The sequence below is a fragment of the Streptomyces sp. NBC_01591 genome, from assembly GCF_035918155.1.
Classification (GTDB): domain Bacteria; phylum Actinomycetota; class Actinomycetes; order Streptomycetales; family Streptomycetaceae; genus Streptomyces.
The window spans coordinates 1,128,380-1,154,942 of the sequence record NZ_CP109328.1 but is presented as its reverse complement, the minus strand read 5'-3'; the positions used below and the strand labels follow the sequence as shown (position 1 = coordinate 1,154,942).

Annotated in this window: 23 protein-coding genes and 2 pseudogenes; 14 read left to right on the top strand and 11 right to left on the bottom strand. The window is 69.1% G+C overall.

Annotated elements, in window-relative coordinates:
• Window positions 1-11: 11 nt before the first annotated feature.
• The 3 genes from OG978_RS46805 (at window position 12) to OG978_RS46795 (ending at window position 1,780) form a co-directional block, all read left to right on the top strand.
• Window positions 12-962 carry a family 78 glycoside hydrolase catalytic domain gene (locus OG978_RS46805; RefSeq protein ID WP_326763312.1) on the top strand — a complete coding sequence of 317 codons (951 nt, stop codon included), beginning with the start codon at window positions 12-14 and terminating at the stop codon, window positions 960-962.
• A 13-nt stretch (window positions 963-975) separates the two neighbouring features.
• Window positions 976-1,098, top strand: a complete 123-nt coding sequence (locus tag OG978_RS46800; RefSeq protein ID WP_326763313.1) for a hypothetical protein — start codon at window positions 976-978, stop codon at window positions 1,096-1,098.
• A gap of 61 nt (window positions 1,099-1,159) precedes the next feature.
• Complete coding sequence (locus tag OG978_RS46795) at window positions 1,160-1,780, top strand: DUF7691 family protein (protein ID WP_326763314.1); 621 nt, start codon at window positions 1,160-1,162, stop codon at window positions 1,778-1,780.
• A 167-nt stretch (window positions 1,781-1,947) separates the two neighbouring features.
• Here OG978_RS46795 and OG978_RS46790 read toward each other — a convergent pair whose 3' ends face one another.
• Window positions 1,948-2,532, bottom strand: a complete 585-nt coding sequence (locus OG978_RS46790) for a DNA-binding protein (protein WP_326763315.1) — start codon at window positions 2,530-2,532, stop codon at window positions 1,948-1,950.
• A gap of 333 nt (window positions 2,533-2,865) precedes the next feature.
• On the opposite strand from OG978_RS46790, the gene OG978_RS46785 reads away from it, so the two are divergent.
• A complete protein-coding gene (locus OG978_RS46785; RefSeq protein WP_326763316.1) occupies window positions 2,866-3,252 on the top strand; it encodes a hypothetical protein in 387 nt (128 codons plus the stop codon).
• A gap of 254 nt (window positions 3,253-3,506) precedes the next feature.
• Here OG978_RS46785 and OG978_RS46780 read toward each other — a convergent pair whose 3' ends face one another.
• From OG978_RS46780 to OG978_RS46770, 3 genes are all read right to left on the bottom strand, one after another.
• The gene (locus OG978_RS46780; RefSeq protein WP_326763317.1) at window positions 3,507-4,265 is read right to left on the bottom strand and encodes an IS6 family transposase; all 759 of its coding nucleotides are present in this window, start codon (window positions 4,263-4,265) and stop codon (window positions 3,507-3,509) included.
• Between the two features lie 62 nt (window positions 4,266-4,327).
• A complete protein-coding gene (locus OG978_RS46775) occupies window positions 4,328-4,744 on the bottom strand; it encodes a nuclear transport factor 2 family protein (RefSeq protein ID WP_326763318.1) in 417 nt (138 codons plus the stop codon).
• A gap of 109 nt (window positions 4,745-4,853) precedes the next feature.
• Window positions 4,854-5,822 carry an NADP-dependent oxidoreductase gene (locus OG978_RS46770; protein ID WP_326763319.1) on the bottom strand — a complete coding sequence of 323 codons (969 nt, stop codon included), beginning with the start codon at window positions 5,820-5,822 and terminating at the stop codon, window positions 4,854-4,856.
• A gap of 129 nt (window positions 5,823-5,951) precedes the next feature.
• On the opposite strand from OG978_RS46770, the gene OG978_RS46765 reads away from it, so the two are divergent.
• Window positions 5,952-6,932: a GlxA family transcriptional regulator gene (locus tag OG978_RS46765; protein WP_326763320.1), complete on the top strand. Its 981-nt coding sequence runs from the start codon at window positions 5,952-5,954 to the stop codon at window positions 6,930-6,932.
• Between the two features lie 54 nt (window positions 6,933-6,986).
• Window positions 6,987-7,370, top strand: a pseudogene (locus tag OG978_RS46760) (transposase); the annotation flags it as partial.
• Between the two features lie 27 nt (window positions 7,371-7,397).
• On the opposite strand, the gene OG978_RS46755 reads toward OG978_RS46760, so the two are convergent.
• Both OG978_RS46755 and OG978_RS46750 read right to left on the bottom strand, forming a co-directional pair.
• Window positions 7,398-8,608, bottom strand: a protein-coding gene (locus OG978_RS46755; protein WP_326769883.1) for an IS3 family transposase whose coding sequence is annotated in 2 segments (ribosomal slippage) — window positions 7,398-8,314 and window positions 8,314-8,608 — 1,212 coding nt in all. Because the reading frame shifts where the segments join, the coding sequence is not laid out codon by codon here.
• A 51-nt stretch (window positions 8,609-8,659) separates the two neighbouring features.
• Complete coding sequence (locus OG978_RS46750) at window positions 8,660-10,285, bottom strand: IS4 family transposase (protein WP_326763322.1); 1,626 nt, start codon at window positions 10,283-10,285, stop codon at window positions 8,660-8,662.
• A gap of 645 nt (window positions 10,286-10,930) precedes the next feature.
• Between OG978_RS46750 and OG978_RS46745 the strand changes: the two genes are divergently transcribed.
• Together OG978_RS46745 and OG978_RS46740 are read left to right on the top strand one after the other, a co-directional pair.
• Window positions 10,931-11,104: a hypothetical protein gene (locus tag OG978_RS46745; RefSeq protein WP_164495457.1), complete on the top strand. Its 174-nt coding sequence runs from the start codon at window positions 10,931-10,933 to the stop codon at window positions 11,102-11,104.
• A gap of 164 nt (window positions 11,105-11,268) precedes the next feature.
• Window positions 11,269-13,241 (top strand): annotated as a pseudogene (locus tag OG978_RS46740) (SpoIIE family protein phosphatase).
• Here the strand turns inward: OG978_RS46740 and OG978_RS46735 are convergent.
• The 4 genes from OG978_RS46735 to OG978_RS46720 form a co-directional block, all read right to left on the bottom strand.
• Complete coding sequence (locus tag OG978_RS46735) at window positions 13,225-14,715, bottom strand: ISKra4 family transposase (protein WP_442817814.1); 1,491 nt, start codon at window positions 14,713-14,715, stop codon at window positions 13,225-13,227. The pseudogene OG978_RS46740 and the gene OG978_RS46735 overlap by 17 nt on opposite strands.
• Before the next feature lie 29 nt (window positions 14,716-14,744).
• On the bottom strand, window positions 14,745-15,164 hold the full coding sequence (locus tag OG978_RS46730) for a hypothetical protein (protein WP_326763325.1): 420 nt from the start codon (window positions 15,162-15,164) through the stop codon (window positions 14,745-14,747).
• Between the two features lie 718 nt (window positions 15,165-15,882).
• Window positions 15,883-17,712, bottom strand: coding sequence for a hypothetical protein (locus tag OG978_RS46725; protein WP_326763326.1), 1,830 nt, complete (start codon window positions 17,710-17,712; stop codon window positions 15,883-15,885).
• A 207-nt stretch (window positions 17,713-17,919) separates the two neighbouring features.
• The gene (locus OG978_RS46720; protein ID WP_326763327.1) at window positions 17,920-18,816 is read right to left on the bottom strand and encodes a LysR family transcriptional regulator; all 897 of its coding nucleotides are present in this window, start codon (window positions 18,814-18,816) and stop codon (window positions 17,920-17,922) included.
• A gap of 212 nt (window positions 18,817-19,028) precedes the next feature.
• On the opposite strand from OG978_RS46720, the gene OG978_RS46715 reads away from it, so the two are divergent.
• The 5 genes from OG978_RS46715 (at window position 19,029) to ku (ending at window position 23,897) form a co-directional block, all read left to right on the top strand.
• On the top strand, window positions 19,029-19,907 hold the full coding sequence (locus tag OG978_RS46715) for a carbon-nitrogen hydrolase family protein (protein WP_326763328.1): 879 nt from the start codon (window positions 19,029-19,031) through the stop codon (window positions 19,905-19,907).
• Window positions 19,904-21,274 carry an APC family permease gene (locus tag OG978_RS46710; protein ID WP_326763329.1) on the top strand — a complete coding sequence of 457 codons (1,371 nt, stop codon included), beginning with the start codon at window positions 19,904-19,906 and terminating at the stop codon, window positions 21,272-21,274. The genes OG978_RS46715 and OG978_RS46710 overlap by 4 nt, the downstream gene beginning before the upstream one ends.
• Window positions 21,275-22,189: 915 nt before the next feature.
• A complete protein-coding gene (locus tag OG978_RS46705; protein WP_326763330.1) occupies window positions 22,190-22,516 on the top strand; it encodes a hypothetical protein in 327 nt (108 codons plus the stop codon).
• 5 nt (window positions 22,517-22,521) lie between these two features.
• Window positions 22,522-22,713: a hypothetical protein gene (locus tag OG978_RS46700; RefSeq protein ID WP_326763331.1), complete on the top strand. Its 192-nt coding sequence runs from the start codon at window positions 22,522-22,524 to the stop codon at window positions 22,711-22,713.
• 236 nt (window positions 22,714-22,949) lie between these two features.
• On the top strand, window positions 22,950-23,897 hold the full coding sequence (ku, locus tag OG978_RS46695; RefSeq protein ID WP_326763332.1) for a non-homologous end joining protein Ku: 948 nt from the start codon (window positions 22,950-22,952) through the stop codon (window positions 23,895-23,897).
• Between the two features lie 20 nt (window positions 23,898-23,917).
• Here ku and OG978_RS46690 read toward each other — a convergent pair whose 3' ends face one another.
• The gene (locus tag OG978_RS46690; RefSeq protein WP_326771043.1) at window positions 23,918-25,471 is read right to left on the bottom strand and encodes a hypothetical protein; all 1,554 of its coding nucleotides are present in this window, start codon (window positions 25,469-25,471) and stop codon (window positions 23,918-23,920) included.
• Between the two features lie 194 nt (window positions 25,472-25,665).
• Between OG978_RS46690 and OG978_RS46685 the strand changes: the two genes are divergently transcribed.
• Window positions 25,666-26,535 (top strand): aspartyl/asparaginyl beta-hydroxylase domain-containing protein, encoded by an 870-nt coding sequence (locus tag OG978_RS46685; protein ID WP_326763334.1) that lies wholly within the window; start codon window positions 25,666-25,668, stop codon window positions 26,533-26,535.
• Window positions 26,536-26,563 lie beyond the last annotated feature (28 nt).

Below are 26,563 nucleotides of genomic sequence, written 5' to 3'. Positions count from 1 at the left end.
TCACGGACTCGATGACGTACGCAGCCGACGAAGATCCGGTGCTCTACTTCGGGGCCGCCCTGGAAATTCCCGAACGGGTCGTCCGGGCCCGCGCCTACGCCTCGGCCCTGGGCTGGTACCGCCTGGTGGTCAACGGCAAGGACCTGACCGGGGCGAGCCTGGTGCCACGCTTCACGCCGTTCGAGCAGGAGGTCGAGTACCGCGAGTACGACCCGGCCGGCGCGATCGTCCCCGGCATGAATCTGTTCCACCTGGTGGTCGCCGACGGGCGTTTCCGTGGCCGCCTCGGGTTTCTCGCACGCCGCTGCGTCTACGGGCCGGAACTGGCGGCATACCTGCACTTGGAGCTGGAGTTCGCCGACGGAACCCGACGCACGTGGGGCACGGACGCCACGTGGACCGTGGGCCGCGGGCCCGTCGTGCGTGCCGACCCGAAGTTCGGTGAGTTTGCAGATCTGCGTATCCCTGCGCCGTGGAGTCAGCCTCATGACCACGCTCAGTCGCGCCCGGTGCGTCCGTTCTCCCCGCACTCCCGGCAGCTGATCGCTGAGCAGGTACCACCGGTCACTGCCGTGAAAGAGCTGACACCGGTTTCGGTGTGGCGATCCCCCAGGGGACGCCAACTGGTTGATTTCGGGCAGAACTTCGCCGGCGTCGCGCGCCTGCGCCTCACCGGCCGGGCGGGCACCTCTGTCCGCGTCACCTATAGCGAGCTCATCAGCCCTGACGGCGAGCTGGACACGCAGTGGATTCTGAGCGACAGGAAAAAGCCGTGGTACCAGCGTGACGAGGTCATCATCGGCGCCCCGGGTGAGTGGTTCGAACCGAGCTTCACCATCCACGGCTTCCGTTACCTGGAGATCGAGGTCCTGGATCAGGACCTGGCGCCCAACGACATCGTGGGCGTGGTTCTGTCCTCCGAGCGGGACGCGGTCGGGTTGGCCGCTCGTAGCGTGCCGTAGGACGCCGGTCCGGGTGACTCAGGGTGAAGCCGCGGGGCGGACCGGCATCGACGACATGCAGCGCGTCGACCGTTCCGCGCTCCTCCGCGGTGGTCATGATGACCGGCACGCCCTCGAAGACTGCACCGGGCCGTGACCTGCCTGGCCGGGCGGTGCCCGCGCGCAGCAGTGTCAGCGGCTTCCCTTAGGTTCGTCCCATGAGTTCTTCTCTGAGCGTCTACCTGCTCGACGTGGCCGCTACGCGCGCCTTGGTCGGATCCCGCGACAACCAGTTGCTGGAGGCGATCCGCAACGGCTTCGGGGACGACCTGGCACGCGACGACGACTATTTCAGCGACGCGATCGAGGAAGGCGCCCCCACGGCATACGAGGCACTGCGCGCGGTCATCGACGGCGAGCCCTTCAGTGAGGATAGGGACCACGCCTTCCAGTACGGCTACGCCTACAAGCGGCTGTGTTCGCTCACCGGCTCGTTCTTGGACAACGACCGTTTTACGCCGCACCGGGGTGACTGGCTGTCGGTGGTCGACGAGGGCCTGAATGCTCTGGGCGTCACCGCCGTGTCTGTTGAGGACTTCAGCTACAGCGACCTGCCCGATCCTCTGCCGTACACATTCATACCGGGCTGCGGCGAGTGGACGCCCGATCACATCGCACAGGCGCTGGAGCAGTTCGAGGCCACCAAGCGGGCGGTCGACGAGTCGGGCCAGGCGCCACCGCTGGAGTCTGAGGTCGTGGAGGCCGTTATGCAGTGTCTCGGCTGGATGCGGCACGCCGCGGGACGGCCTGGCTTTGGAGTCATCGGCTTCCGGTCCTGAACGCGAACACCGACGCCAGGCCCTCGTACGGCACCTCGGTGAGCAGTACCGCCGACTGTCCGAGCGCTTCCTGATGCCGAACGGGGTGTCGCTGGAGAACCGGCGCGACCCGCATTCGCTGCTGATCTCCACGGTGCCCCGGATCGGGGCGCGGACGGAGAAGAAGGTCACCGGGACGGGGAGCTGCGGTGGGCTTGGGCGAGGAGCCGTTCCCAGGTACGGGTTGATCCGCCGTACTGGGCGGCGAGAGCGGCCGCGAGGCGGGTACGGGGGACGTCCTCGGCGGTTTCGAGTGCCTCGGTGGCGGTGCGCAGGCGGGGGTCGCCTTCGTAGGCGTGGGCCTTGAGGGGCCCGTTCCCTGTGCCCGGGGGGCGTCCGCCTCCCTTTCCCTGCCGGGGAGGGGCGTTGCGGCGTTTCTCGACGTCGCGTCGGGCCCAGAGTCGGAGGCTGTAGACGGTTGTGCCGGGCGGGAGGTAGCCCTGGGTCGCGTAGGCGCGGACGGTGCTTGCCGCGACGTCGAGCAGGGCGGCGGCCTCCTCGTCGTTGAGGAGGTCGTCGGGGTGTTCGCGGGTGGGCAGGGCGGGGATGGGCCGCCCGTCGAGGTGGGCCTGGGCCTGGGCGAGGTCGTAGACCAGGACGCGACTGTCGGGGAAGAGGGTTGGCACGTGCTGGCGGAATGCGGGGGCGTCGCGGCGCCGCCAGGTGGCGATGGGTACGCCGGCCTGCTGGGCGATGTCGGCTTCGTTGATCACGGGGCGGCTGTGGGGGATCACGGGCGGTTGGCTTCTCTCGGGTGTTCCGGCGGACGGGCTACGCTGGTGGGACTTCCTCGGCTGGCGGTGACGTCTGCGTGGATGTTGGTCAGGGGCCGGTGGTGTGCCGGGTCGCTTCTCGCAAGTGGCTCTCCGCCGGCCCCTTCTCTGTCTCCCTCTTCCAGCGGCGGACCTCGCGCGGGTTGGCTGAACTTTCGGCTGCGGGCGATGGGCTGGCAGACCGCGCGCGCCTGTGCCGTCAGCTCATCGCGGAGCGCACCTGAGGAAGGCCACGGTTTCGCGCAGACGTTTCGCTGCCCGGGTTGACTTTAAATGGAGGCCGATTCCACTGCCACCGGATCGGGCACGGTCAATTTCGACGACGAGTCGCCGAAGTACACGGACGGCGGCCCGTACCCCGGTACCGACTACTCCGGCAAGGTGCCGGGCGACGACGCCGAGCTGACCCATTCACTGATCGACGAGTACAGCCGCAGCTTCCCCGGCAAGAACATCATCGTGGCGAAATCGTTCAACAACCTCTCCTTCTCCGGGGTGTCCGGCCTCGAACATCTTGCGGTGGTGGACGGTGTCGATGTGTTCGCCCTCGACAGCGGAACCATCACCAACAAGGGGGACGGCGGCTGGAAGAACTGGGGTTTCACCGGCAACTTCGAGTACGCCGAGGACGCGAAGGAGGTGACCTTCGGCGACCGGTGAGGTAGAGGTCGACCGCGCGCCCGTCGAGGGCTGAGGGGTGCCGTCGGAGACGCTGATCGGAGGACTGCCCACCACCTGGCCGGGCGCAAGGACCTCGGACGGTGGGTAAACGTGCAGCGGTTCGGGTGGGAGCAGCTCCTACCCGAACAGCAGTGGATCCTGGAGAACACCCTCACGGGTGCTGTTACGTTGTTGGGTTGCAGGTGCCTGACGGTGCGTCGTGGCCTGGTGGGGCCCGCGGTCCGGGCCTGTGGTCAGGCTGTGGTGGGCCGGCCGGCAGCGCCGGTGATCTGGTCCCAGATCGCGAAGCGGACGGTCATCTCGGCTCGGTGGTCGGAGGCGGTCATCAGGTGGCGGTGAGGGCGGAAGTGGGGTGAGATGCCGCTGAACGCGGACAGGAACCGCTGGGCCCCGCCGACGGAGCGGAATCCCTTAATGGCACGTTCGCGCTGCCGGGTAGGCTGATGACTGTTCTCGGCCCGGTTGTTCAGGCCCTTGTGGGCACGGTGTTCCACCGAGGGCATGACCTCGCGGTGCGCCGCGCCGTAGGAACGGAGCTTGTCGGTGACGACCACCCGCGGCACCGTACGGGTCTTCTTCATCAGGCGGCGGAAGAAGCGTCCTGCCGCGGCCTTGTCCCGGCGGCTCTGCAGGAGGATGTCGAGCACGTTGCCGTCCTGGTCGACGGCCCGCCACAGGTACTTCTGCTCTCCGTTGTTCTTCACGAAGACCTCGTCCAGGTGCCACTTGTCCCCGGGCCGTGGCCGACGGCGGCGCAGTCCGTCCGCGTAGGCCTGGCCGAACTTGGCGGACCAGCGGCGGATGGTCTCGTAGGAGACGATGACGCCGCGCTCGAGCATCAGCTCCTCGACCTCGCGGAAGGACAGCGGGAAGCGGAAGTACAGCCATACCGCGTGCGCGATCACCTCCACCGGGTACCGGTGGCCCTTGTACGACGGCGACGCGGACGACACGAACGAATCTCTCCCCGGCACGACCAACCAGAAGATCATCCCACCCGGCCAGTCAACGTGACAGTGCCCTGGAGCACTGTGCGGTAGTTGCCGACGTGTGGTCAGAAGGTGAAGGCTTCGCTGATGGCGTGGCTGTCCTCGTACATGCGGTAGCCGGTGATCTTGCCTTCGGCTGCGGTGATGTGGAGGGCAAAGTGGTTGGTGAAGGTCTTGCCGGTGGCCAGGACCCCGAAGCGGTTGTGGCCGATGACCACGGCGTGGTCACCATCGACGACGGTCGTGGCGACGACGTACTCCTTTGCGGGGGTGAGGTGCCGGCCGAAGGAGGCGAAGAACGCGGCGATGTCGTCCTTGGTGGTGCGGTTTCCGGCCCAGGGGACGTTGGGAGCGCCGCCGACGTGGAAGGCAATGTCGTCGGCGAACAGGTCCAGCAGGGCGGGCATGTCGCCTTCGCCGAAGCGGGCGAAGAATGCGTCGACAACGTCACGGGTGCTGGCCTGGGCGGTGATGGTGCTCATGGTGGTTCCGTTCTGTGTGGTGTGTGTCGTGCGGGTGGGATGGGTCCTGCCTGACGCAGGCCGGGGAGCCGGCGGTCTGGCTGCCGCAGGGCAGAAGCTGCGGGGCGGGTCAGGGGGCGATGGAGAGGACGATCTTGCCGGTGGTGCGGCCGATCTCGCCCAGCGTGTGGGCCCGGACGGCTTCTTCGAGGGGGAAGACCGCGTCGACAATCACGCGCAGGTGGCCGTCCTCGACCAGGGAGGTGATCTCGCGCAACCCCGCATGGTCGGGCTCGACGAGCATGAACACCGCCCGGATACCGGCCGCCTCGGCCTCCTTCGCGGGGAAGGTGTCGTCCAGCGGCAGGATCGAGATCAGCGTGCCGCCCGGCCGCAGCGTTTGCAGGGACCGGGCCCAGTTGGGGCCGCCGAGGGTGTCCAGGACGACATCGACGTCGCGGAGGGTCTCGGCGAAGTCCTGGGTGCGGTAGTCGATCAGCTCGTCGGCGCCCAGCGAGCGCAGCAGCTCGTGCTTGGCCGCGCTGGCCGTGCCGATGACGTACGCGCCGCGGGCCTTGGCGATCTGCACGGCCAGGTGGCCGACGCCTCCGGCGGCCGCGTGGATCAGGACGCGCTGGCCGGGCTGGACGTTCGCGGTGTCCACCAGGGCCTGCCAAGCGGTCAGCGAGGCCAGCGGCAGGGCGCCGGCCTGGATGTGGTTCAGGCCGTTGGGGCGCGGGGCGAAGTGGCGGGTCGGGGCGGCGACGTACTCGGCATAGGCCCCCGCCGGGTGCGGGAAGCGCGGCATCCCGAACACCTCGTCGCCGACCTCGAAGAGTGTCACCCCGCCGCCGACCGCCTCGACCACCCCAGCGACGTCGAAGCCCAGGGTGAACGGCGGCCTGGCTCCGGTGGCGAACACGCCGCGCTCGCGGGTCTTCCAGTCGGCCGGGTTCACGCCTGCCGCGTGCACCCGGACCAGGATCTCGCCCCGGCCCGGGACCGGACGCTGCGTCTCGACGGTCTTGAGGACCTCCGGGGCTCCAGCGGCGTCCTGGGAGACGGCGCGCATGGTCGAGGGGCTGGTGGCCTGGTCCATGATGACGTGCTCTTTTCAGCAGTGCGTTTCTTGTCGTTCGTGCCGTTTCTCCTGGGCACGTCCTAAGACTGCCTGGGAGGAAAGACCCCCAGTAGTGGCCCGATGGCCATGGAGTGAAAGGATCGGGTCATGCACCACATTGGCGTTCTGGCCCTGGAAGGTGTCGTCCCCTTCGAGCTCGGCATCCCCGCGCGGATCTTCGGCGCCGCCCGCGACGGCACGGGCAACCGGCTCTACTCCGTGACCACGTGCAGCCTGGACGGCCACCCCGTCCGCACCGAGGCCGACTACCAGCTCACCGTCTCCCACGACGCCTCCCTGCTGACCACCGTCGACACCGTCGTCATCCCGCCCTCCCACGCGCTGGGCCCCATTCGCGAGGAGGGCCGCCTGCCCGACCCCCTGCGCGAGGCCCTGGCCGCCATCCGCCCCGAAACCCGGATCGTGGCGATCTGCACCGGCACCTACGTGCTGGCCGCCGCGGGGCTGCTAGACGGCCGCCCCGCCACTACCCACTGGCGCGAAGCCGACCGCCTGCAGCGCATGTTCCCCACCGCGCGCATCAACCCTGACGTCCTCTTCATCGACGACGGCGAGATCCTCACCTCTGCCGGGGTCGCCGCCGGAATCGACCTGTGCCTGCACATCGTCCGCCGCGACCACGGCAGCGAAATCGCCAACGAGGTCGCCCGCTCGTGCGTCGTACCGCCCTGGCGCGACGGCGGACAGGCTCAGTACATCCAGCGCCCCGTCCCCGACCCCACTGCCCCCGGCACCGCCCCCACACAGGCGTGGATCATGGAACACCTCGCCGAACCCGTCACTCTGGCCGATATGGCCGCCCACGCCAACGTCAGCGTGCGCACCTTCACCCGCCGCTTCCGCGACGAGGTCGGCACCAGCCCCGGCCAGTGGCTCGTCCGCCAGCGCGTCGACCTGGCCCGGCACCTGCTGGAGACCACTGACTGGCCCGTCGACCTGGTCGCCGGCCGCGCCGGATTCGGCACCGGTGTCTCCCTGCGCCAGCACCTTCATGCCGCCATCGGGATCACACCCCAGGCATACCGCCGCACCTTCCGCCCCACCCCCGCAACGCTGGGGGGTGGCTAGTAGGGCTTTGTTACGTATCTGGGCAAGTGGTCGCCTTGATGGTTTCCTGCAGTTATGAGGGCGGATGAACTCGCGGCGTGCAGGGCCCGGTTGGAGGAGTTCGCTGGGGAGGTGTTCGCGCCTTTGGCGCGTGCTGATCAGCGGAGGAAGGGCGGGCTGTACCTGCGGGGCCTGCTGCTGGACGGGCATCGGAAGTCGATGCAGCCGATGGCTGGTCGGCTGGGTGTGGACCACCAGCAATTGCAGCAGTTCATGACCTCGTCGACCTGGCCGGTGGACACGGTTCGTGCCAGGCTGGCTCGCAGGGCGGTGGCTGTGGTCCGGCCGCAGGTGTGGGCCGTGGACGACACCGGGTTCCCGAAGGACGGAAGGTCCTCGCCCGGGGTGGCCAGGCAGTACTCCGGCACCCTGGGCAAGGTCGGGAACTGCCAGATAGGGGCCTTGACCCCTGATCTTGAACACGGGTTATGCGGATTCGGCCAGCGTAGTTGATGTTGTTCGGAGTGCTCGCTCGTAGGCGATGGGGCTGCGATGTCCGAGGCGGGAGTGGCGTCGGACGGTGTTGTATCGGTGGAGCCAGCGGAGGAGGTCCAGGTGGGCCTCGTGCTCGGTGTCCCAGGCCCGGCGGCCTTGGAGGGTCTCCCGTTTGCAGGTCGCGTTGAACGACTCGGCGAGTGCGTTGTCCGCGCTGGAGCCGACCGCGCTCATGGACTGGGTGACGCCGGCTTCGCGGCAGGCATCGGCGAAGGCCCGGCTGCAGTACTGGGCCCCGTGATCGCTGTGGAAAATGGCGCCGGTGAGATTGCCGCGGGTCCGTTCGGCCGCATGCAGGGCGTCGATGACGAGGTCGGCCCGCATGTGGTCGGCGATCGCCCACCCCGCCAGGCGCCGCGAGGCGAGGTCGATCACGGTCGCCAGGTAGCGGAACGTCCCGCCGCTCAGCGGCAGATAGGTGATGTCGCCGACGTACTTGGTGTTGACGTCGGTGGCGGTGAAGTCGCGGCCGATCAGGGCCGGGACCTTCGCGACGGTGAGGTCGGGGACGGTGGTGCGGTGCCGGCGGCGCAGGCGGAGCCCGGCCAGGCCGATGGCCTTCATGACCCGGGCGACGCGTTTGTGGTTCACCACCTCACCCCCGTCGCGAAGCTCGGCGGTGATCCTCGGGACACCGTAGGTGCCGTCCGAGGCTCGGTGGACGGTGCGTATCAGGGTGGCAAGCCGTGCGTCGGCCGCCTGCCGGGCTGCCCGCAGCGACGCCGTCCGGCGCCAGTAGTAGAAGGTCGACCGGGCCAGGCCCAGCACACGGCACAACCGCTTCACGCCGTATCGGCGCTGGTGGTCCTCAACGAACTGGCAGCGGTTCACCAGCCCGTCTCCGCCGCGAAATAGCGGGCCGCCTTGCGCAGGATCTCGCGTTCCTTCTTCAGCTCGGCGTTTTCCCGTCGCAGGGCGGCGACCTCGGCTTCCAGCGCCGACGGCACTACCGGGGCTGAAGACGGGGCGGTCGAACGGCGGCCCCGCGGGCAGCCGGAGCCGGCCACCCGGATCCAGTTCCGCAGGGTCTCCGGGTTGATCCCCAGGTCCGCGGCAACCTGCTTGATCGTCGCTTCCGGCCGCGACTCGTACAACGCGACCGCATCCGCCTTGAACTCGGCGGAGTAGTGCTTCATGACCACGACACGTCCATCTCTCAGATCCTCAAGATCCACTATCTCGAGTGTCCAAGATCAGGGGTGAGGGCCCAAGGCCGGGTAGTTAGCGTTTTCGCTGGTCACGCAAGGGGAGTTGGGGTCCATGTTGTGGCGGCGTAGAGGCCGGGGCCGAGTTTGTGGATGAGGCCGGTCTCGGCCCATCTGGAGGCGCCAGAGGCGGTCGGGGTCCTTCTCGAGCAGGGCCAGGATTCGGTGCCGGCGGCGCTTGGCGAGGGCGGTGTGCCGGTCGTCGCGGGAGACGGCGGGGAGCTGAGGGTGGGATTCCGGAGGCTCGAGGATGTTGATGTCGAGACCGGTGACGGTGCAGGTGTTGTCGGGCCTGCCGTCCTCGTGGCGGGTGCTGTAGCGGGACATCGGTGACTTGACCTTGCGGGTGCTGACCCGCTGGCGTCTGGGCGGGAGGAGGCGGGTCAGGATCCGGTGGCCGATCAGTCCGGGACGACCGGCATCGACGGGGTCGGTGATGACGGCGGCGGCCTGGACGACCTGGTCACGGGCGGTCTGGAGGGCGACGGTGAAGCAGCAGCGGTCCGGGTCGGTGCCCGGCAGCGACTCCGCGGCCTCGACCATCACGGTCCGCAGGGTCTGGTAGAGAGTGAGCAGGGCCCACATCTCCTGTTCGACGCCGGCCGGGTCGCCCGAACGCAGGACGCGCCCGTTCATGATCGTGTGGCGGAGCGCGTAGTACGCCGATTCGTGTTCCCACCGCTGGTGGTAGAGACCTGCCAGCACGGCCGCCGGGTAGCGGCGGGCGTCGGTCAGGGTAGTGACCAGCCGGTAGGAGCCTGCGAAGACGGTCCCGCCCGCGCAGGTCACCGTGATGGTCGCGTCGATGACACGGACTTTCTCCGTACCGATCACCGACAGGTACGAGCCGTCACCGAGACGCGTCAGGACCGGAGTGCGGCGGTTGGCCCGGAGCCGGCCCAGCACCTGAGCGCCGGTCGCGTTCACGGCAGCGAGGAAGCTGTTGCCGTCGAAGCCCTTGTCCCACAGGACCAGCATGTCCGGCCGCAGCAGATGCAGTAGCCGTGAGGCGTAACCGGTTTCGCCGCCGGACGGTGGCCCGAACACCGCGCCGATGAGCGCCCTGGTCCCGGTCTCGACCAGCGTCATCAACTCCATGGTCGGATAGCCGTGGTGAGACGTCCGCCCCAGCCAGCCCCGGTTCCGCTCGGAGTCGGCGACCTTCTGTGAACTGCACCCGTCGAACGACACCGTCCGGAACGGACCGAATCGCACCCCCGGTGTCGTCGGCCGGGCCAGCGGACCGGCCAGCACCTCGAACAGTGCCCGAACCGGTGCGGCTCCAAGCCGACGGCGCAGATCACGCAGGGCCTTCGGCGTCGGACCGGCCACCGAAACCCCGTCCAGGCCCGCCGCCAGCTTGTCCCAGACCAACCGGTATCCGACCTCGGGGAACAGGCACATCGCGAGCAGGAAGTACACCCCCACCCGCGACGGGAGATCACGCAGTCGCCGCTGTATCGACCGCGTCTCCTCCAGGACCGCGTCGACCAGCTCAAACGGCACGACGGCTGTCAGCTCGCCCAGATGCCCCGGCGCGAACCGGCCCGCCGCCACGGTGACCGTACGGGTGATGGCCACTACCGGGGCCGAAAGGACATGATGAAACGGCAACGGACCTCCTCGGGAACAAGCTGTCTTGGACGACTGTCTGTACCAACGAGCTCCGTTGCTCCACGCCGAGAATCCCTCAACGGGCTTGCGTGACCAGCGAAAACGCTAACTACCCGGCCTTGGGCCTTGACCCCGGGTTTTGGACACCGGAGAGACTTTCGCGTTTCAGCTCGATACCCGAGACCAGAAGGACGCGGTCGGCCGCGTAGTGAGGGCAGCACAGGCGGTGCCACGTCAGGGTGAGGCGGTCCCGGCTGCGATGCAGGGTTGCGGTCCCTGCGCGACCCGGACAAGGTTCTGGACAAAGCCGAGGCGGAGTAACGGATGCGCTGCTACGTCCCTCTGACGAGGTCGGGACGGGGTGCCGTCACACAGGGACGGGCATATTGTCCGTATATGGGTGACGTGCGGTGCGGCTGGTGCGGTGCGCGGCTGTCGGGATCCGAGGCCCGCGGGCGCCGGTACTGCCGGCCGGCTCACCGGCAGGCGGCTTGGCGGGCCCGGCGCCGTTGGCGGGAGGCAGCGCCCGCGCGGAAAGGGGTGGCCGCGGCCGGTGAGCTCCTGTTGCTGCACGTCACAAGCGTCGCGCGGCTACCCGTGGAGCCGCCTCGCCCGGGTTCGCCCGTGGGCTGGAACTGCGCTGCCGTGGCCCGGGTATCTGATCTGGCCGGACAGCTGGTCCGTGCGGCGGTGCTGGCGGATCGGCGGGCCGGGGCGAGCTGGGCACAGATCGGTGCGGGGCTGGGGATCAGCGCCGAGGCGGCCCGCAGCCGCTTCGGGCGCAGCCGCAGAGCCGCGCCTGCCGGCCGGGGCGGGTGACGGCCATGCGGGGCCCTGCTGTCCCTGCAAGTGCTGCCGGCCCCGGAAAGGGGCTGCTGGATGCGGTCCTGGTCGACGTCATGCGGGATACCGGCGCATCGGTGGGCCTGGTGTTTCTGCTGCCGCCGGGGGAGCGGGTGCTGCGGCTGGTGCTGGCTTCCGGGATGTCCCGGGAGATCGCCGCTCCCTGGGCCCGTGTTCCCATCAATGCGGCGATCCCGGTGGCGGACGCCGTGCGCCAGAGGTGCCTGGTCTGGCTGGGCAGCCAGGAGGAGATCGCCCGCCGCTACCCCCGGGTCGGCATCGTCCTGCCGTACGACTTCAGGGTCGCCGCAGCCCCGATCACCGACGGCACCACCGTGTGGGGCGGCATCGTGCTGCTGTGGCCCGTCCGGCACCCGGCGCAGCTCAGTGCGGCCGAGCAGGAGACGATCACCGCCTGCTGCCGGCGCGCGGCACCGCTCTTGCAACAGGCCGCCGACAGCGGCCGTCCGCTGGGGTTCGCCGACGAACCCCGTCTGCTGCCTGCGCTGCACTCCCGCGAGGCCGACTCGGCCCGGGCCGTGGCCGCCCTGGACTGTGCCGAGCGGCTGCCCGTGGGCTGCTGCGCGCTCGATCTGGACGGCCGACTCACCTACATCAACCCCGCCGGCGCCGGACTGGTCGGTGCCGGTGCCGCCTCCCTGCTGGGCAAACGCCCATGGGAGGTACTTCTGTGGCTGTACGACCCGGTGTTCGAAGACCGCTACCGGGAGGCGGTGGTCTCCCGGCAGCCCACCTCCTTCACCGCCAGGCGTCCGCCCGACATCCGGCTGTCCTTCCAGCTCTACCCTCATGACAGCGGCATCAGCGTCCACATCACCCCCACCGCCGGGGATCCGACCGCCACAGCGGCCAAGGCCGCGGCCCCATCCCCCGCCGGGCTCGTCGGCGCGACGGGGCTGTACCACCTGACGCACCTTGCCACCGCCCTAGCCGAGGCCGTCAGCGTGCAGGACGTGGTCGAACTTGCCGCCGACCAGATCGTGCCGGCCTTCGGCCCGAAGGCGCTGGCTCTTCTCACGGTGAACGACGGACGGCTGCGGATCACCGGCTACCGAGGCTACAGCCCGGAACTAATGGACCGCTTCGACGCGGCCCCCCTGACCTCTGACATCCCCGCTGCACATGTCATCACCACAGGTGTGGCCAGCTTCTTCGCCACCTTCACCGATCTCAAGAGGGCCTACCCTCCTGCCGTGCACCAGGACGAGATGGCAGGCTGGGCCTTCCTCCCCCTGATCGTGTCAGGACGCCCGGTCGGCTCCCTGGTCCTCGCCTACGACCAGCCTCGGCCCTTCCCGCCCGCCGAGCGGGCCATGCTCACGTCATTGACCGGCCTGATCGCCCAGGCCTTGGACCGCGCCCGCCTCTACGACGCCAACCACACTCTCGCCCACACCCTGCAGACCGGACTGCTGCCGCACACCCTCCCGCGCCTCACTGGCTTTGACGTCGCCGCCCGCTACCGGCCAGCCGGTCACGGCATGGACATCGGCGGCGACTTCTACGACCTCATCGTCTGCACACCCACGACGGCCGCCGCGGTGATCGGCGACGTGCAAGGCCACAACACCACCGCCGCCGCCCTCATGGGACAGGTCCGCACCGCCGTCCACGCCTACGCCGCCACCGCCAGCGCCTCCCCCGGCGCGGTCCTCGCCTGCACCAACCGCCTCCTGGCCGACCTCGACCCCGGCCTGTTCGCCAGCTGCCTCATCGCCCACCTCGACCACACCCACCACCGCGCGCTTCTCGCCACGGCCGGACACCCCCGGCCCTGCTCCGCCACCCCGACGGGCACACCGACATCCTTCGCGTGCCGCCAGGGCTGCTGCTGGGCATCGACCCGGACGCCGACTACCCCACCACCGAGATCCCCCTCCCTCCCGGCGCCGTCCTCGCCCTGTACACCGACGGACTCGTCGAAACCCCCGGCACCGACATCGACGACGCCACCAACACGCTCGCCGGCCACCTGGCAGCAGCGGAACCCGAGAACCTCGACGCCCTCGCCGATGTCCTCCTCCACCACGCCGAACAATCCGCGCCGGGTGCAGATCCAATGAGGGTTCTGGCGATCAAGCCGCTGGTATGAGCGTGTCGCGGTATCGGGCCTGGTGGTTGCGCGTGAACTCCTGTGTCTCGTGCCAGGCCCAGTAGGTGTCGAAGTCGCCGTTGCTGCGCAGGGCACGGAGTTTCAGGACGGCTTCGGCGCCGGAGAGGCCCCAGCGGGCTCCGGTGATGTCGAGGCGGTCTTTGACCAGGTGGCGGCACGCCCCCTCGATGATCCCGGTGGCGATCGGGAAGCCTTCGGTCAGCGCGGTGTCGTAACGCAGGTAGGCGGCCTTGTTCTTCAGGTAACCGACGGCGTCGTCGATACCCTTGCGTGAGCCAGGCCTGAGCCCGACGGCGTCGGCGGCGGCGCTGATCGAGGCCGCGGCCTGCTCGGAGCCTCCGGCCAGGATGGTACGGGCCTGTCCGGCGACCCAGGCCTCGGCCGCGCGGTCGCCGGCCGGGTGCAGGCAGTGCGCGGCGCCCCACAGGTATTCGAGCACGTGGATGATGTCGATGACGATGTGCACGGTGACGTTCCGGCGTGCTGCCTCGGCTCGGATGAGGTCGAGCTGGTGCCGGGCGCCGTCGACCAGCACGACCCAGGTCCGGCGGTGGGCGGGGTCGCGGGCTTCGGCCTGGTCGAATACCGCGGCGATGACTTGTTCGGCGGTGTCGTTCACCGAGCCGCACAGCCACTTGGACCTGGCTCTCGGTCCCGGGCGACACTCCTTCGCGGGGTCGGCGGGGTCGGCGATGATGTCGTCGACGCCGCGGACGGCGGGCTCGGTGTCGTAGACGGTGCCCAGGGTGGCCATCCGTTTGCGGCCGTGCTTCTCCCCGGGCGCGAGCCTGGTCGCCATCTTGTTGCCGCTCTTGGTCGCAGCGGCCTTCGCCGTGGCCTCGCGCAGCGCCTCGGGCCTTATCACCACGCCCTTGCCGTCGGTGGACAGCACCAGCAGCGTGGCGTCGGTGCACGGCTCGGGCACCAGGGCCTGGTAGAAAGCGTCGATGCCGGCCGCGGCGGCCACGGCGAGCTCCTGGACCTGCCTGTGGCCGACCCCGGCGCCGGTCAGCGCGTTGACGCGGTCGACCGCCTCGGCGAAGGAGCCGCGGGCGGACTCGGTGGCGGCGAGCCTGGCCAGCCCATGGCTGTGCATCCCGGCCGGCATGTTCAGCGCGGCGTCGGCCAGGTGCAGATCCGCCGAGCCGGTGGCCCGGTAGGCGATCCGGGTCGCGGTGACCTTCCCGAACACCGTGGCCAGGATCCGGCGTCGGCCCCGCTCGATCCGGGTGCGTTCAACCCCGGTCTCATCGACCACCTGCCCGGCCCGCCGCTCGCGCACCGCGCGCAGATCCAGATGGTCCTGGAACAGCTGCCGGGTCACCTCGCGCATGCGCGCCGCGAGCAGGTCTTCCAGCCCTGAATGCGTCAACGCGGCGGCGTCCGGCGACGTCAGATCCTTGGCGACCTGCTCGAACAGGCCGCGGGCGGCGGCGAACGCGGTCTCGGCCACCGCCGGACCGCCGGTCTCCAGGGCGGCGCTCACCAGCCCAACTCCCGTCCGTCCACCCTGAACAGCCCCGGCGCAGTCTCGGCCAGGATCCCCCGCTCCACCAGGCGCTTCAGCTTCGAGCGCATGCCCTCCACGTGACGGGCCTCGGTCTGAAGCCCCAGCTCCACGCACACGTCCTTGCACCGCCACGCCGACCCCGACGTCGCGAACAGCGCGGTGATCCGCTGGTAGTCCGGCGACATCACCGTCACATCGCCCGCGGCCTCGGCGGCCAGCAGCGCCGCGGCAACATCGACCGGCCCGGACGCCGCCGGCACGGAGACATCACGTGTGGCCACCGGACCGTCGGCCAGCACCTGCTTCACCGTCTCCCGCGTGATCTGCAACCGGGACAGTTCAGCTTCCGCCTGGGACACCGCTTCGGAAAGCTCTGCGATCTGCTTGCGCAACTCCGCGACCCTGGCCCGGCATTCACTCTCTCTGGCATCCAACGCGGCCATCAACGACGGCACCACACCACCCCGCCTCACCCGGTGCCCGCACCCACGGCCGGCTCACCTCGCCGACGTTAGAGACCGCCCCACACCGGCACATCCCGAACCTCTGCGAATCACCCCAACGAAGCACCCTCACAAGATCTGCACCCATCGAAGTTAGTCGGGTGGAGTGGGCTGACCTGGGGCGACTGAGTTGGATGTCAAGGGGGAGGCTGGCCATTCACTCAGGAGATGCCCGACAGCGGTTGAGAGTGAAGGCCGTATATGAGGATGCTTGCACGGCAATTAGCGCTGGTCACGGCTCCGCTAGCAGGCGAGGCTTCCGCCTCATGGGTCGACCGGATGGCGCGGCTGAATAGGTCTTCGCCAGCAGCGGTCGCAGATTCTGATGGGCCCCTTGCGTGGGAGCTATCAGTTGAGCCTGGGTGCGTCATTGCTTGATCGCGATCCCGCCCCGGTGACGCACCCAGGCACGCTCCTGCCCGTCGGTTGTAGCACCCGACGGGCAGGAGCGTGACCACACGAAGGAGGCTGAACTGTCCACCCCTCAGCGCCTGTCGGCTGGCCGGAGTCTCCTATCGAGCCTGGAAGGGTTCGGGTGGGACACCCCGGCAACGGTCATCGTCAGGCGAAGCGCATCCCAGGCCGACAAGGGTGCGTTCGATGGGGTCTACCTCGCAGTAACTGCCGCTCCGGGCATGGGCGCCAGCTTGTCGGCTTCGACGACGGCGGCGTTCCAACTGAACTCGTTGTTGTCGCTGAAGTAGTAGTAGGTGGCGCCGTTCGGCATCATCGCGACGGTGATGCCGCCGTATCCCGACATGAAGGGTACGTAGAAGGGGCTGGTGTAGGCGGGGTTGTCGGCGGAGGTGAACTCCTGGCCCCAGAAGCCGTTCTGGTACTTCATGGGCTTGGTGCCGGTGGTGGTCATGCCCGGGGCCTCCGGTGTGCGTTGCATGGTGGCCGCGAGCAGTGTCGGGTCGAGTATCTGCGTGCCGTTGACGGCGCCGTGGTCGTTGTTGAGAAACTTCGCGAACCGGGCGATGGAGTCCTGCGTCCAGAACATGCCGTAGCCGCCGAAGGGCACCCCGCCGGGGCTGTTGTCGGTGCGGGAGGAGACGAGGGAGTCGGGCCCGACGCCGATGGGTTCGAGCACGTCGTCGCGGAGCATGTCGAAGATGTCGGCGTCCGAACCGGCCTTGTCCCGCAGGTAGTTGTTCATTGCGCGGGTGGCGAGGAAGGTGTCCGAGGTGTGGTAGACCCACTTGCTGCCGGGGCTGGCCTTACGTGGGAAGGACAGGGCGAGTCGCATCTTGTCGGCGTAGGGCTCGGCTGCGAAGAAGTCCGCCATGGTGCGGCGCGATTCGTCGGTCTCGTAGCCGGGCGAGGTGTAGTTCCCGGTGGCCATGTCGAGGGTGTGGTCGAGTGTGACGCCGCTCCAGGCAGTGTTGCCGGCGGTCTCGGGGATGCGGTTGGAGAGTTTCTCCTGGGCCACGGCCGGGCTGTAGCGCTGCGCCAGACGCAGCATGGCTGTTCCCGCGAACGCCGACTTCGCGGTCGAGTACGAGGGCAGCAGCATCTGGCCGCAGAACGGGTACTCCCCTTGCCGCGTGCGACAGTTGCCCACGTAGTGGACTCCGCCGAAGTAGAAGCCGAAGGTGCTCAGCGCGGACGGCGTGATGCCGGAGCCGAACTTCGTCACGTCCACCCCACTGTCCGGGTAGTCGGTGGCCAGCGCCGAGATGGGCTTGGCCGGAAGCCGGTCCCCGACCTCGGCGGCGTACGCGTCGCGCCGGTTCTCGGCGCCGTCGACGGGTCCGGGCCGGTAGTCGGCCGTTACCTGGCCCCACATGTCGAACTGGAAGTACTCGCAGGTCTCCGTGGTGATCTGGTAGCGGACCTCGGAGATCGATGTGGCGTCGAAGAGGAACGTCAGGGCGCCGTTGTGCACGCAGTTGGCGTTGCGCTCGACGAGCGCGAACGGCAGGGAGGCACGGGTGCGTTCGCCGTCGCCGTCCTCGTTCCACGCGCGGCCGGGTCCCACCGCCAGGTTCCACGCCGGGTTCCCCGTGTACTGCAGCCCGCGCTTCGCCGGGACGAGGTGGCTGCCGTTCTGCACGAGGGCGACGTCGATCGGCGGCAGGTGTCGGGTTGCCGCCGTGTCTCCGTATCCGTTCGGGTCCTTCAGTGCGCGGAAACCGCCGGCGGTGGAGAGCCCGTCGAGGGTGAGGGTGCCTTCGAAGCTGTGGGTGGGTGGCGCCGCTTGCGCCGGCAGGGCGAAAGCGCTGTCGGGCACGGTGTCCTCGGCGCTGCCCCCGGTGAGTTGGCCGGCGGTGAGTTCGGTCCGGTTCACCGCACCGCTTCCGGTGAGCGGATCACCCGGTACGGGTGCGGTTGCGGGCGCCGCCATCGTCGGCAGCGGGACGGCGAACAGCCCCGCGAGCACGGCGGCAGTGGCGGCGGCACGGCGTAGCCGCCGGGCATGGAACGGTCTTGGCATGGTCCGAGGTCCTCTCGGGCTGGCAACTGATGCGGAATATCGCTGCATGGTGGGGCGCACCGGTGCCGCCGTCCAATGCCTGCCCGGTCTGGTCAGGCTGCTCGCCAGGCATACCTCCAGCTCTCCTTGGCCTGTCGGCCGTCGGGTCGGCGTGCGGTCACGCCTCGCGTTGTGGTGAGGGCCGTGGTCTGGAGTCGTCGCTGCAGTTCACAGGCGGGCGGCGACCTGTGGCCCGTACCGCTCGACACAAAAACATGACAGCCCGGCCGCGAATGCCTCGATGCTGTGCAGCGCGTAGTGGCCGGCGTCCCACGCCGCGTGCAGGTGGATCTGCAGCGGTTCGCCCGTGCTGTCGAGGATCAGCAGCGGGTGCAGGTCGAAGCGGGGATCGTCGGAGACCACCGCGACACCATGGCCCGAAGCCGCCATGGCCTGTGCGACGTGCGGGGTGTCGCATTCGAGCACGATGTCGTACGAGGCGTCCGCATCCTGCACGGCATGGTCCAGGATGCGGCGGGTGCCGTGCGCCGGGGTGAGGACGATGAGGGGCTCCGCGGCAAGTTCCCTGATGGTGACGCGGCCCCGGTCCGCCCAGGCATGGTCGGCACGGACGTAGGCCCACAGCGGCAGGCGGGCCACCGGGAGCCCGGCGAAACGGCGCCTCGGAGGTGCCGAGGAGATGGCTACATCGGCGCCCCACGCAAGGGCCTGGTACGCACGTGCCGGACTCTCCGCCTGCACGGTGACGAGCGGATCCTCCGGCCCCCAGGTGGCCAGGAACGGCGCGATCACGTCGGTGATGGTGGTGGGCGGCGCCGCCACGGTGATCCGCATGGCACGACCGGCAGCCAGCGCACCGACTGCGGCCTCGGCGGCATCCGCACGGGCGACCAGGTCGCGGGCCAGGGGAAGGAAGCGCCGGCCGGCCGCCGTCAGGACCATCTGCTTGCCGCCGCGGTCGAAGAGCGTCATCCCCAAGGACCCTTCCAGGCCGCGCAGTTGACGCGACAGCGAGGGCTGGGCGACGCGGACCACCTCGGCAGCCTTGGTGACGGAACCGGTCTCCACGATGGACAGGAAGTAGCGCAGCACTCGGAGTTCCATGGCGGTGGCCCCTCGGGAGACGGAGGAGGCATGACACCCTCATGCCTCGAAGGCATGATAGTCAACCCTCACAAGTATTTGAAGCTATGGCTGACTGGCTGCATTCTTGTCCCACCCTCGGCCCCGCCCTCCAGAATCTCTGGCCGGCGGCGCCCGAATCTCCGTCGGTTTCTCCTCGTAGAACCCTCCCTTCGATTGGCTGGTGTTCCCGCATGGCCCGCCCCCTGCCCCTGATCCTCGCCCAGGCGCCCGGCCGCCCGGCCGACGACCTCGCAGGCTTTGCCGCCGACGTGGAGCGGCGCGTGAAACTGCGCGCACCCGGCGCCCTCGTCGTCTACCCCGAACTGCACCTAGGCGAGAGCGCCCCCGGCGTCCCGGCCGCCCCGGAGAAGGCCGCCGAGCCGCTCGACGGCAAACGCGATGCGGCCTTCGCCGAGCTCGCGGGGGATCTGGGCATCTGGCTGGTACCCGGCAGCGTCTACGAGCGAGGCACCGGCGACCGCGTCCACAACACGACACCGGTCTATTCACCACGAGGTGAGCGCCTCGCCGCGTACCGCAAGATCTGCCCGTGGCGCCCGTACGAGACGACCACACCCGGCAACCGGTTCGAGGTCGTCGACCTCGCCGGGGTCGGCCGCATCGGACTGTCCATCTGCTACGACACCTGGTTCCCGGAGATCTCCCGCCATCTGGCCTGGATGGGCGCCGAGCTGATCGTCAACGTGGTCCGCACGTCGACGAGCGACCGCGCGCAGGAAGTCGTCCTCAGCCGCGCCAACGCCATCACCAATCAGGTCTTCGTTGCCAGCGTCAACTCCGCCGCCCCATCCGGGATCGGCCGCAGCCTCGTCATCGATCCACAGGGCACGGTGCGCGCCGAAACCGTCGATGCCGGAGACTCCACCCTCACCGACGTGATCGACCTCGACGAGGTCAGCAACGTCCGCCGCTACGGCACCGCCGGTCTCAACCGGATCTGGGACCAGTTCCGCCCCGGCGACCCAGCCCTCGAACTCCCGCTGTACGGGGGCCGCATCGACCCCGCCACCTGGAACCCCGCCCACACCACCGAGGAGCCGCCACGATGAACAGCGAGACCACAGGAAACACCATGAGACTGAAGGGCGACCTGAGCCTCCTCTCCGTCGTCCTGTTCGGCCTGGCCTACATCTCCCCCGGCATCGTCGTCACGATCTTCGGCGTGGTCGCCGCCACCAGCGGCGGCGCGGCCCCGACCGCGTTCGCCATCGCCACCCTCGCGATGCTGCTCACCGGGCTGAGTTACGCGAAGATGGCGCGCGCCGTGCCCGGCGCGGGATCGGTCTACACCTACGCCCGCAAGATGCTCGACAGCCGCATCGGTTTCCTGTCCGGCTGGGCGATGCTGCTCGACTACTTCTTCATCCCGATGGTCGGCTGGCTGATCACGGCGATCTACTTCAACGCCCAGTTCCCTGACATACCCAAGTGGGTCTGGCTGATCGTCTCGGTAGGCATCACCACCGCCATCAACGTCTTCGGCATGAAGCTCGCGGACCGCGTCAACAAGGTCCTGATGTTCATCGCTCTGGGGTCGCTGGTCCTCTTCGCCACCCTGTGTGTCGTCTTCCTCGGCAAGCACGGCTCGTCCGCCCCTGCCACGGACGCCGTGTGGAACTCCGGCACGTCGATCGGCGCGGTCACGGCGGCCGCAGCCATCGCCGCGTACTCCTTCCTCGGCTTCGACGCCGTCTCCACGCTCGGTGAGGAGGCCAGGGGCGGGGCGAGGACGATCGGCCGCGGCATCATCGGCTGCGTCATCGCCGCCGGAGCGATCTTCATCGTGCTGTCCTTCGTGATGCAACTGGTCCACCCCGGCGCGAAGTTCGCCGACGTCGACGCGGCCGCCTACCACCTGAAGGTGCAGGTCGGCGGCAAAACGTACGCCGAGATCATCAACTTCGTCACCATCGCCGGATCCATCGCCTCCTGTATCGCCCTGCAAGCCTCCGCCGCCCGCCTCATGTACGTCATGGGACGCGACGGCGCACTGCCCAAGGCCGTCTTCGGCAACCTGTCGAAGAAGACCGGCACGCCCGTCTTGAACCTGCTGCTGACCGCGGCCGCCGGTGTCATCGCCATGAAACTCGACCTGACCACAGCCACCTCGTTCATCAACTTCGGCGCCTTCCTCGGCTTCGCCCTGGTGAACGTCTGTGTGATCGCCCACCTGGTCCGCGAGCGCAGACACGGCCGCACCCCCAACCTCTTCTCGTTCCTGGTGATGCCGGCCATCGGCGCCGGCGTTTCCCTCTACCTGCTCACGAAGCTCGGTGACGTCGCACTCCAGATCGGCGGCGTCTGGCTGGCGATCGGCGTCGTCTACCTGGCCGTCCTGACCAAGGGCTTCCGCCGGCCCGCACCGGAGATGACCTTCGACGACGACACCACGGCCACGGACGCAGTCACCGCGTAGCTCCCCTCCCTCGCCCGGGCTCGTCGTGCGGTGTCGCGACGGCGTCACCGGCCGGGTGAGGCACGGCCGTACCCCCTCCGAGCTGCCCTTTGCCCTGCGTCCAGGGCCGGCTGCGGCGAAGTCGACAAAGGGAAGCGCGTCCATCAGCTCGCACACGGCGGAGCGGATGGTGCGGCGGCGGATCAGACCAGCCGCGTACGCTTCCTCGCCGACCCGTGGAAAGTGGACCCCATTGGCGTCGCCGACATCCGGCACCGCCGCGACCCAGTTGTGGCCGATGCCTGCGAAGGCAGACGTGACCCGGCGCTCGTAGAGCTCGGCGAACGGGCAGTCGTTGCCCAGCGCACCAACGAGGGCTGGCCGTTGCGCTGGCAAGACGGGGCATGCGCAGGAAGGGGGCGTGCTCGACTGGCGCGTTCAAGATCCACCGTCGACCGTACATACCCCTGTTAGAGAAGTCGGAACGACTGGGTTCGATGTCAAACGACTCGGTTGGATGACAAAGGACACCAAATGTCCTGTCTCGACGAACCGAGTTGTCCGCCGATCCGTCTCATCGAATCCAGTCGCTGCAGGTCGGCGTCCTTGAGAGAGCGGCTCCGTTCCAAGGCGCCCGTCTCAACGAAGTTTGTCCGCACTGGTCAGCAACTCGGGATCGACTGGCTTGGTTGAGACAGGACACCAAAGTGCCGGACAAACGCTGCTGCTGAAAGTGAACGAAGCCACGGCGAAAGACCGGCCACTTCTCTATCGGGGTCATCCTCACGCTTTCCCTCGGTCCGTGGGCACCGAGGGACATGATCACCCCGGCTGATTCCACGTAACTTCTAGGGTGCGGAGACGCGGCAGATCGGGCGGCAAATCGTATATGTGTTCTACTCTACGCCGTGGGACTGAGCGGACGAGGAGGACAGCATGATCAACGCTGACCTGCTGCGATCCCTCGCCATCGACCCGTCGGACCTGGATCCCGCCCCGCCATGGACGCCGTGCGGGAGCGCAGGCATCCAGCGTCTCCATGGCAGGCATCCATGCGTGCGCTGTGGCCGGCCGTCGACCGTGGCCGGGGTCGTCGAAGTGCCCGAGCACGGCCGGCGCTGGGTGGACCGCTGCGTTCCCTGCCTCGTCGCCACCACCCCGCGCGGCGGCCCGCAGGCGCCCCTCGCGGAGCCGCTCGCCGTGCTGCGGGAGGCGGCCCGAACGGCGGGCGTCACCCTGACGACTGCCGCTGACGGGGTGTAGCGATCATGGATCGCTATCGACTGACCCTGGCGATCGGAGCCCGGACCATCATGCGCGGCTGGTGGCCCGACCTACCAACCGCCGAACGGAAGTACCTGCGATGGATCGGCGAGCGCGGCAGCGTAAACGGTGCCCGGGTCACCCTCGCCGACGAAGCGGCCGACGGGCGCGTGCTGAAGTCGTGGCCGCCGGACTGACCAAGCCCGGTTGTCATCGCTACTCGTACCGTTCCGCTGGGCGTACCCGGCATCTGCCTCAGCTGCCGGCGGCCACGGGTGGCTACCCGATCCAGGCAGCCGGCCGCTCCGTATGCGATCACGTCCGCCTCAGGCAAGGATCGTATTGGCGGCCGGTCGCGCCCCCGACTCCTGCCTTTCCCCGGTGCTCCGACCGTTTCCCGGCGCAGTGCGATCAGGGGGTTCTGGAGGTACGTATGCCGCGGCCCTTGTGGACCGGAGCCATTTCTTTTGGCCTGGTTACCATCCCGATCAAGGTCGTCAGCGCGACCGAAGACCGCTCGGTTCATTTCCACCAGGTCCATCTGGAGGACATGGGCCGGGTCCGAACCCGCAAGGTCTGTGAGATCGAGGACGAGGTCGTGCCGCAGGAGGAGATCGGCAAGGGCTACGAGGTCGCCAAGGACCAACTCGTCGCGGTCACCGATGAAGAGCTCGACGAGATGCCGCTGCCGACCGCGAAGGCGATCGAGATTGTGGCGTTCGTCGATGCCGACAGCATCGACCCGATCCGGATCAGCGACAGCTACTACCTCGCGATCGACGGACAAGTCGCAGCCAAGCCCTACACGTTGCTCCGCAAGGCGCTGGAGCGGTCCGACAAGGTCGCCGTCGCCAAATTCGCGTGGCACAACCGCGAAAGGCTCGGGCTGCTCCGGGTGCGCGAGGACGCGATCGTGCTGCACGCGATGCGATGGCCCGACGAGATCCGCAGCCCCGAGTCCCTCAAGCCGAAGGACGTCGACCTGGACGACGACGAGATCGAGCGGGCCGTCCAGCTCACCGACACCATGGCCCTCGACGACATCTCCGGCTTCCGGGACGAGTACCGCGACGCCCTGGAGGAACTGATCGAGGCGAAGGCGGAAGGCACGGAGCTCCCGGAGCCGGCCGAGGGCGAGGAACGGGAATCCGGGAAGGTCGTCGACCTTATGGCGGCCCTGAACGCCTCAGTCAAGGCAGCCAAGGAATCGCGCGGCGAGCACGGCGGCCAGGACGCCACTGTGCACACGATGCAGCCCCGCAAGAAGACCGCGGCCAAGAAGAAGGCCGCCCCGGCCAGGAAGACCACCGCGAAGAAGACCACAGCCACGAAGAAGCGCACGGCGAAGAAGACCACCACGAAGAAGCGCAGCGCGTCCTGAGCAGGCGCGAAGCGGGATGGTCATGAGGTTGCCGCGGATCGCTCCGATGCTCGCCACGCCCGGCAGCCTGCCGCCGTCGGGCGCCGAAGACCACTGGGCATTCGAGGTTGTTGTAGACAGCCGCTCCCGCAATCGGACAACCCCGCATGGCCTTTGAGAACGGTTGAGCATGGCCGGAGGGGTGCCTGGCGGCCGGCCGTTGGGCGATCACTCGGTGTTGGTGTAGTCCAGGAATTCGGCGACGGCGGGTATCCCGCGGCGGCGGGCGAGTTTGCTGCGCAGGTCTTCCAGGGTGTGGGTGCTGCGGGCGGAGGTGATGCCTCCCATCCGGTCGACGGCGTCGTGGGCGGTGGCCACGGCGGCATCGACATCGCCGAGACCGAGATGGGCCTCGGCGAGCCGGGCGAGGTAGATGGCGTGGCCGCGGGGAAGGCGTCGCCGTTGTATGCCTCCTGGTTGGTGTGGACGGTGGAGGCTTCCAGGAAGTGGGCGAGGGCCCGTTTGGGGTTGCCCAGGTTGAGGGCGGAGCTGCCGATGAGCTGGTGGGTCTCGCCGAGGTTGTACCAGTAGACGCAGGAGAGATCGTCCTCGATGGGTCCGGCGTGCTCGTAGGCGTCCAGGGCGGCGTTGGCGGCCCGGTCGGCGGCCCGGGCATCGCCGGCATGGGCGTGGGCCCGGCAGGCGCGGGCGTGGAGCATGGAGGTCAGGCGGGGCGAGCCGGTCCTTGGTGCTTTTGACAGGGCGGCCTCGATGAGGTCGACCGCGCCGCGGGGATTGCCGGTGGAGTAGTGCTGGATGGCCCAGAAGGCGAGAGTGTTCGCTCCGACCACGGGGTCGTCGGCGCTGGCGGCGGCGCGCAGGGCGGTGACGTAGTGGCGTTCGGCGGCGGCGGTCTTCCCGCTGTCGTAGGCCGTCCAGCCCGCGGAGCGGGAGGCTTCGGCCGCCGCGGCGAACAGGCGGCGCTCGACGCCTTCGCCGAAGGAGGCGTTCTTGAGGGTGGCGGTGATCAGGCGGAGTTCGGCGCGGGCCGCGTCGTAGACGTCGCCGGAGCCGACGGTGTCGTCGAGCCGGCGCAGGCCCTCAAGGCGGCGTTCGAAGAGGTCGGGGACGTCGTCACCGATCCGGCAGCCCGTGGTGGGGGCCGCTCCTGCGGGGGCGGCGGCGGACCATTGCGCCACGGTGGTGCCCAGGGTGACGGATGTGGTGATCAGAAACTTCCTGCGGTCCACCGGACCTCCTGTGATCTCCAGTGCCTGCACCACCCCCGTGGTCGTCCACGGGAGGGTGAAGAGGGTGTGGTCCGGCAGGGCCAACAGGAGCCAGCCCGGCCAGCCGTGGGCGTGGATCGCCTCGGGCGGGATGCCTTCGAGCGCGGCCATGGCGAGCTGGGTGCGGTAGTTGGGCGCGTAGTCCCCCCTGATCCAGCGGGATGCCTTCTCCCGGCGGTACGCCATCTGCCCGTATCCCATGCGCTGGTGCTGCTCGGCGACCCGGAGCAGGTACGCCTGCGCCTTCTGGCCGCGTACGGCCAGGAGGTAGGCAAGCGGGTGGCGTTCGGCGGCGTCAGTGGTCACGGCCATCCCTTTTCGCGGGCGCGGGCGCCACCAGTTTCCCGGCTTCCGGCGGGCGGGGGAAGGCCGCCGGAGGTGAACGGCAACGGCCTGCAACGGGCGGCAACGCCAGCGGTCTGTGAGGCGGTTCGTGCCTGCGGTGTCCTTGCACGGCTGCCCTGCAGGGCAGCGTCCGACAAGATGTCAGGAGGATTCCGATGGTGACCATACTCCCCGCAGCCACCCCGGTGGCGCAGGCCGGCCCCGGGCGGGCGGACGTCCTTGCCCAGGTCGCCCGGCTGGCCGACCTGGACGAGCTGACGGTCGAGCAGATGCGGGCCGAGGCGCTGGCAGCGCCCGCCCGCGGCGTCGTCGCGTACGGCGAGTACCAGTCGGGCGGCTGGTGGACCACGTCGCTGCTGAACCACTCCGGTGACCCCCACGACGTCGTGATCGGCGACGGCCGCCCCCGGCCCACCTCCTTACTGGAGGCCATGCCCGCCACCACGCGGTTCCTCGACGGGCTGGGACTGGACTTCATGTACGTGCGCCTGGCCCGCCTGGAACCGCACTCCTACCTGTGGGAGCACCGCGACTACGCGGAACTGCGAGACATGGGCAGGCACCGTCTGCACATCCCGCTCGTCACCAATCCTTCGGCAGTTCTGGTCACCGCAGGGACCAGGGTCCACATGGCAGCCGGCGCATTGTGGCGGCTGACGCCCTCGCAGGCACACGGCGTATGCAACACGACCGGCCCGGACCGGCTCCACCTGATCGCCGACGTGTACGCCAACGACGCCTACCAGGCCCTGGCCGCCCGCCCCTGCCTGCGTGACGGGGACGCGGCGGACCTGCCGGAGATGACCGGGGCGAACCGGGCCGCACTGCTGTCCGGGGCCGGGCAGCTTGCCGAACTCGGCTTCACCGACGCGGCGGAACAGACCCTGCTGCGCGCTTTCTACAGCTACGCCCTGCCGGAGGGCGGGGCCTACGACCTGATCGCCGAACTCCACACGGGCCGCGGCGCGGACAGCGATGCGCACCGGTGGCGCCAGGCGAAGGCGCACCTGCTCGACCGCCCCTGACCCCAGCCCCGATCCTCTTCATCCGAAA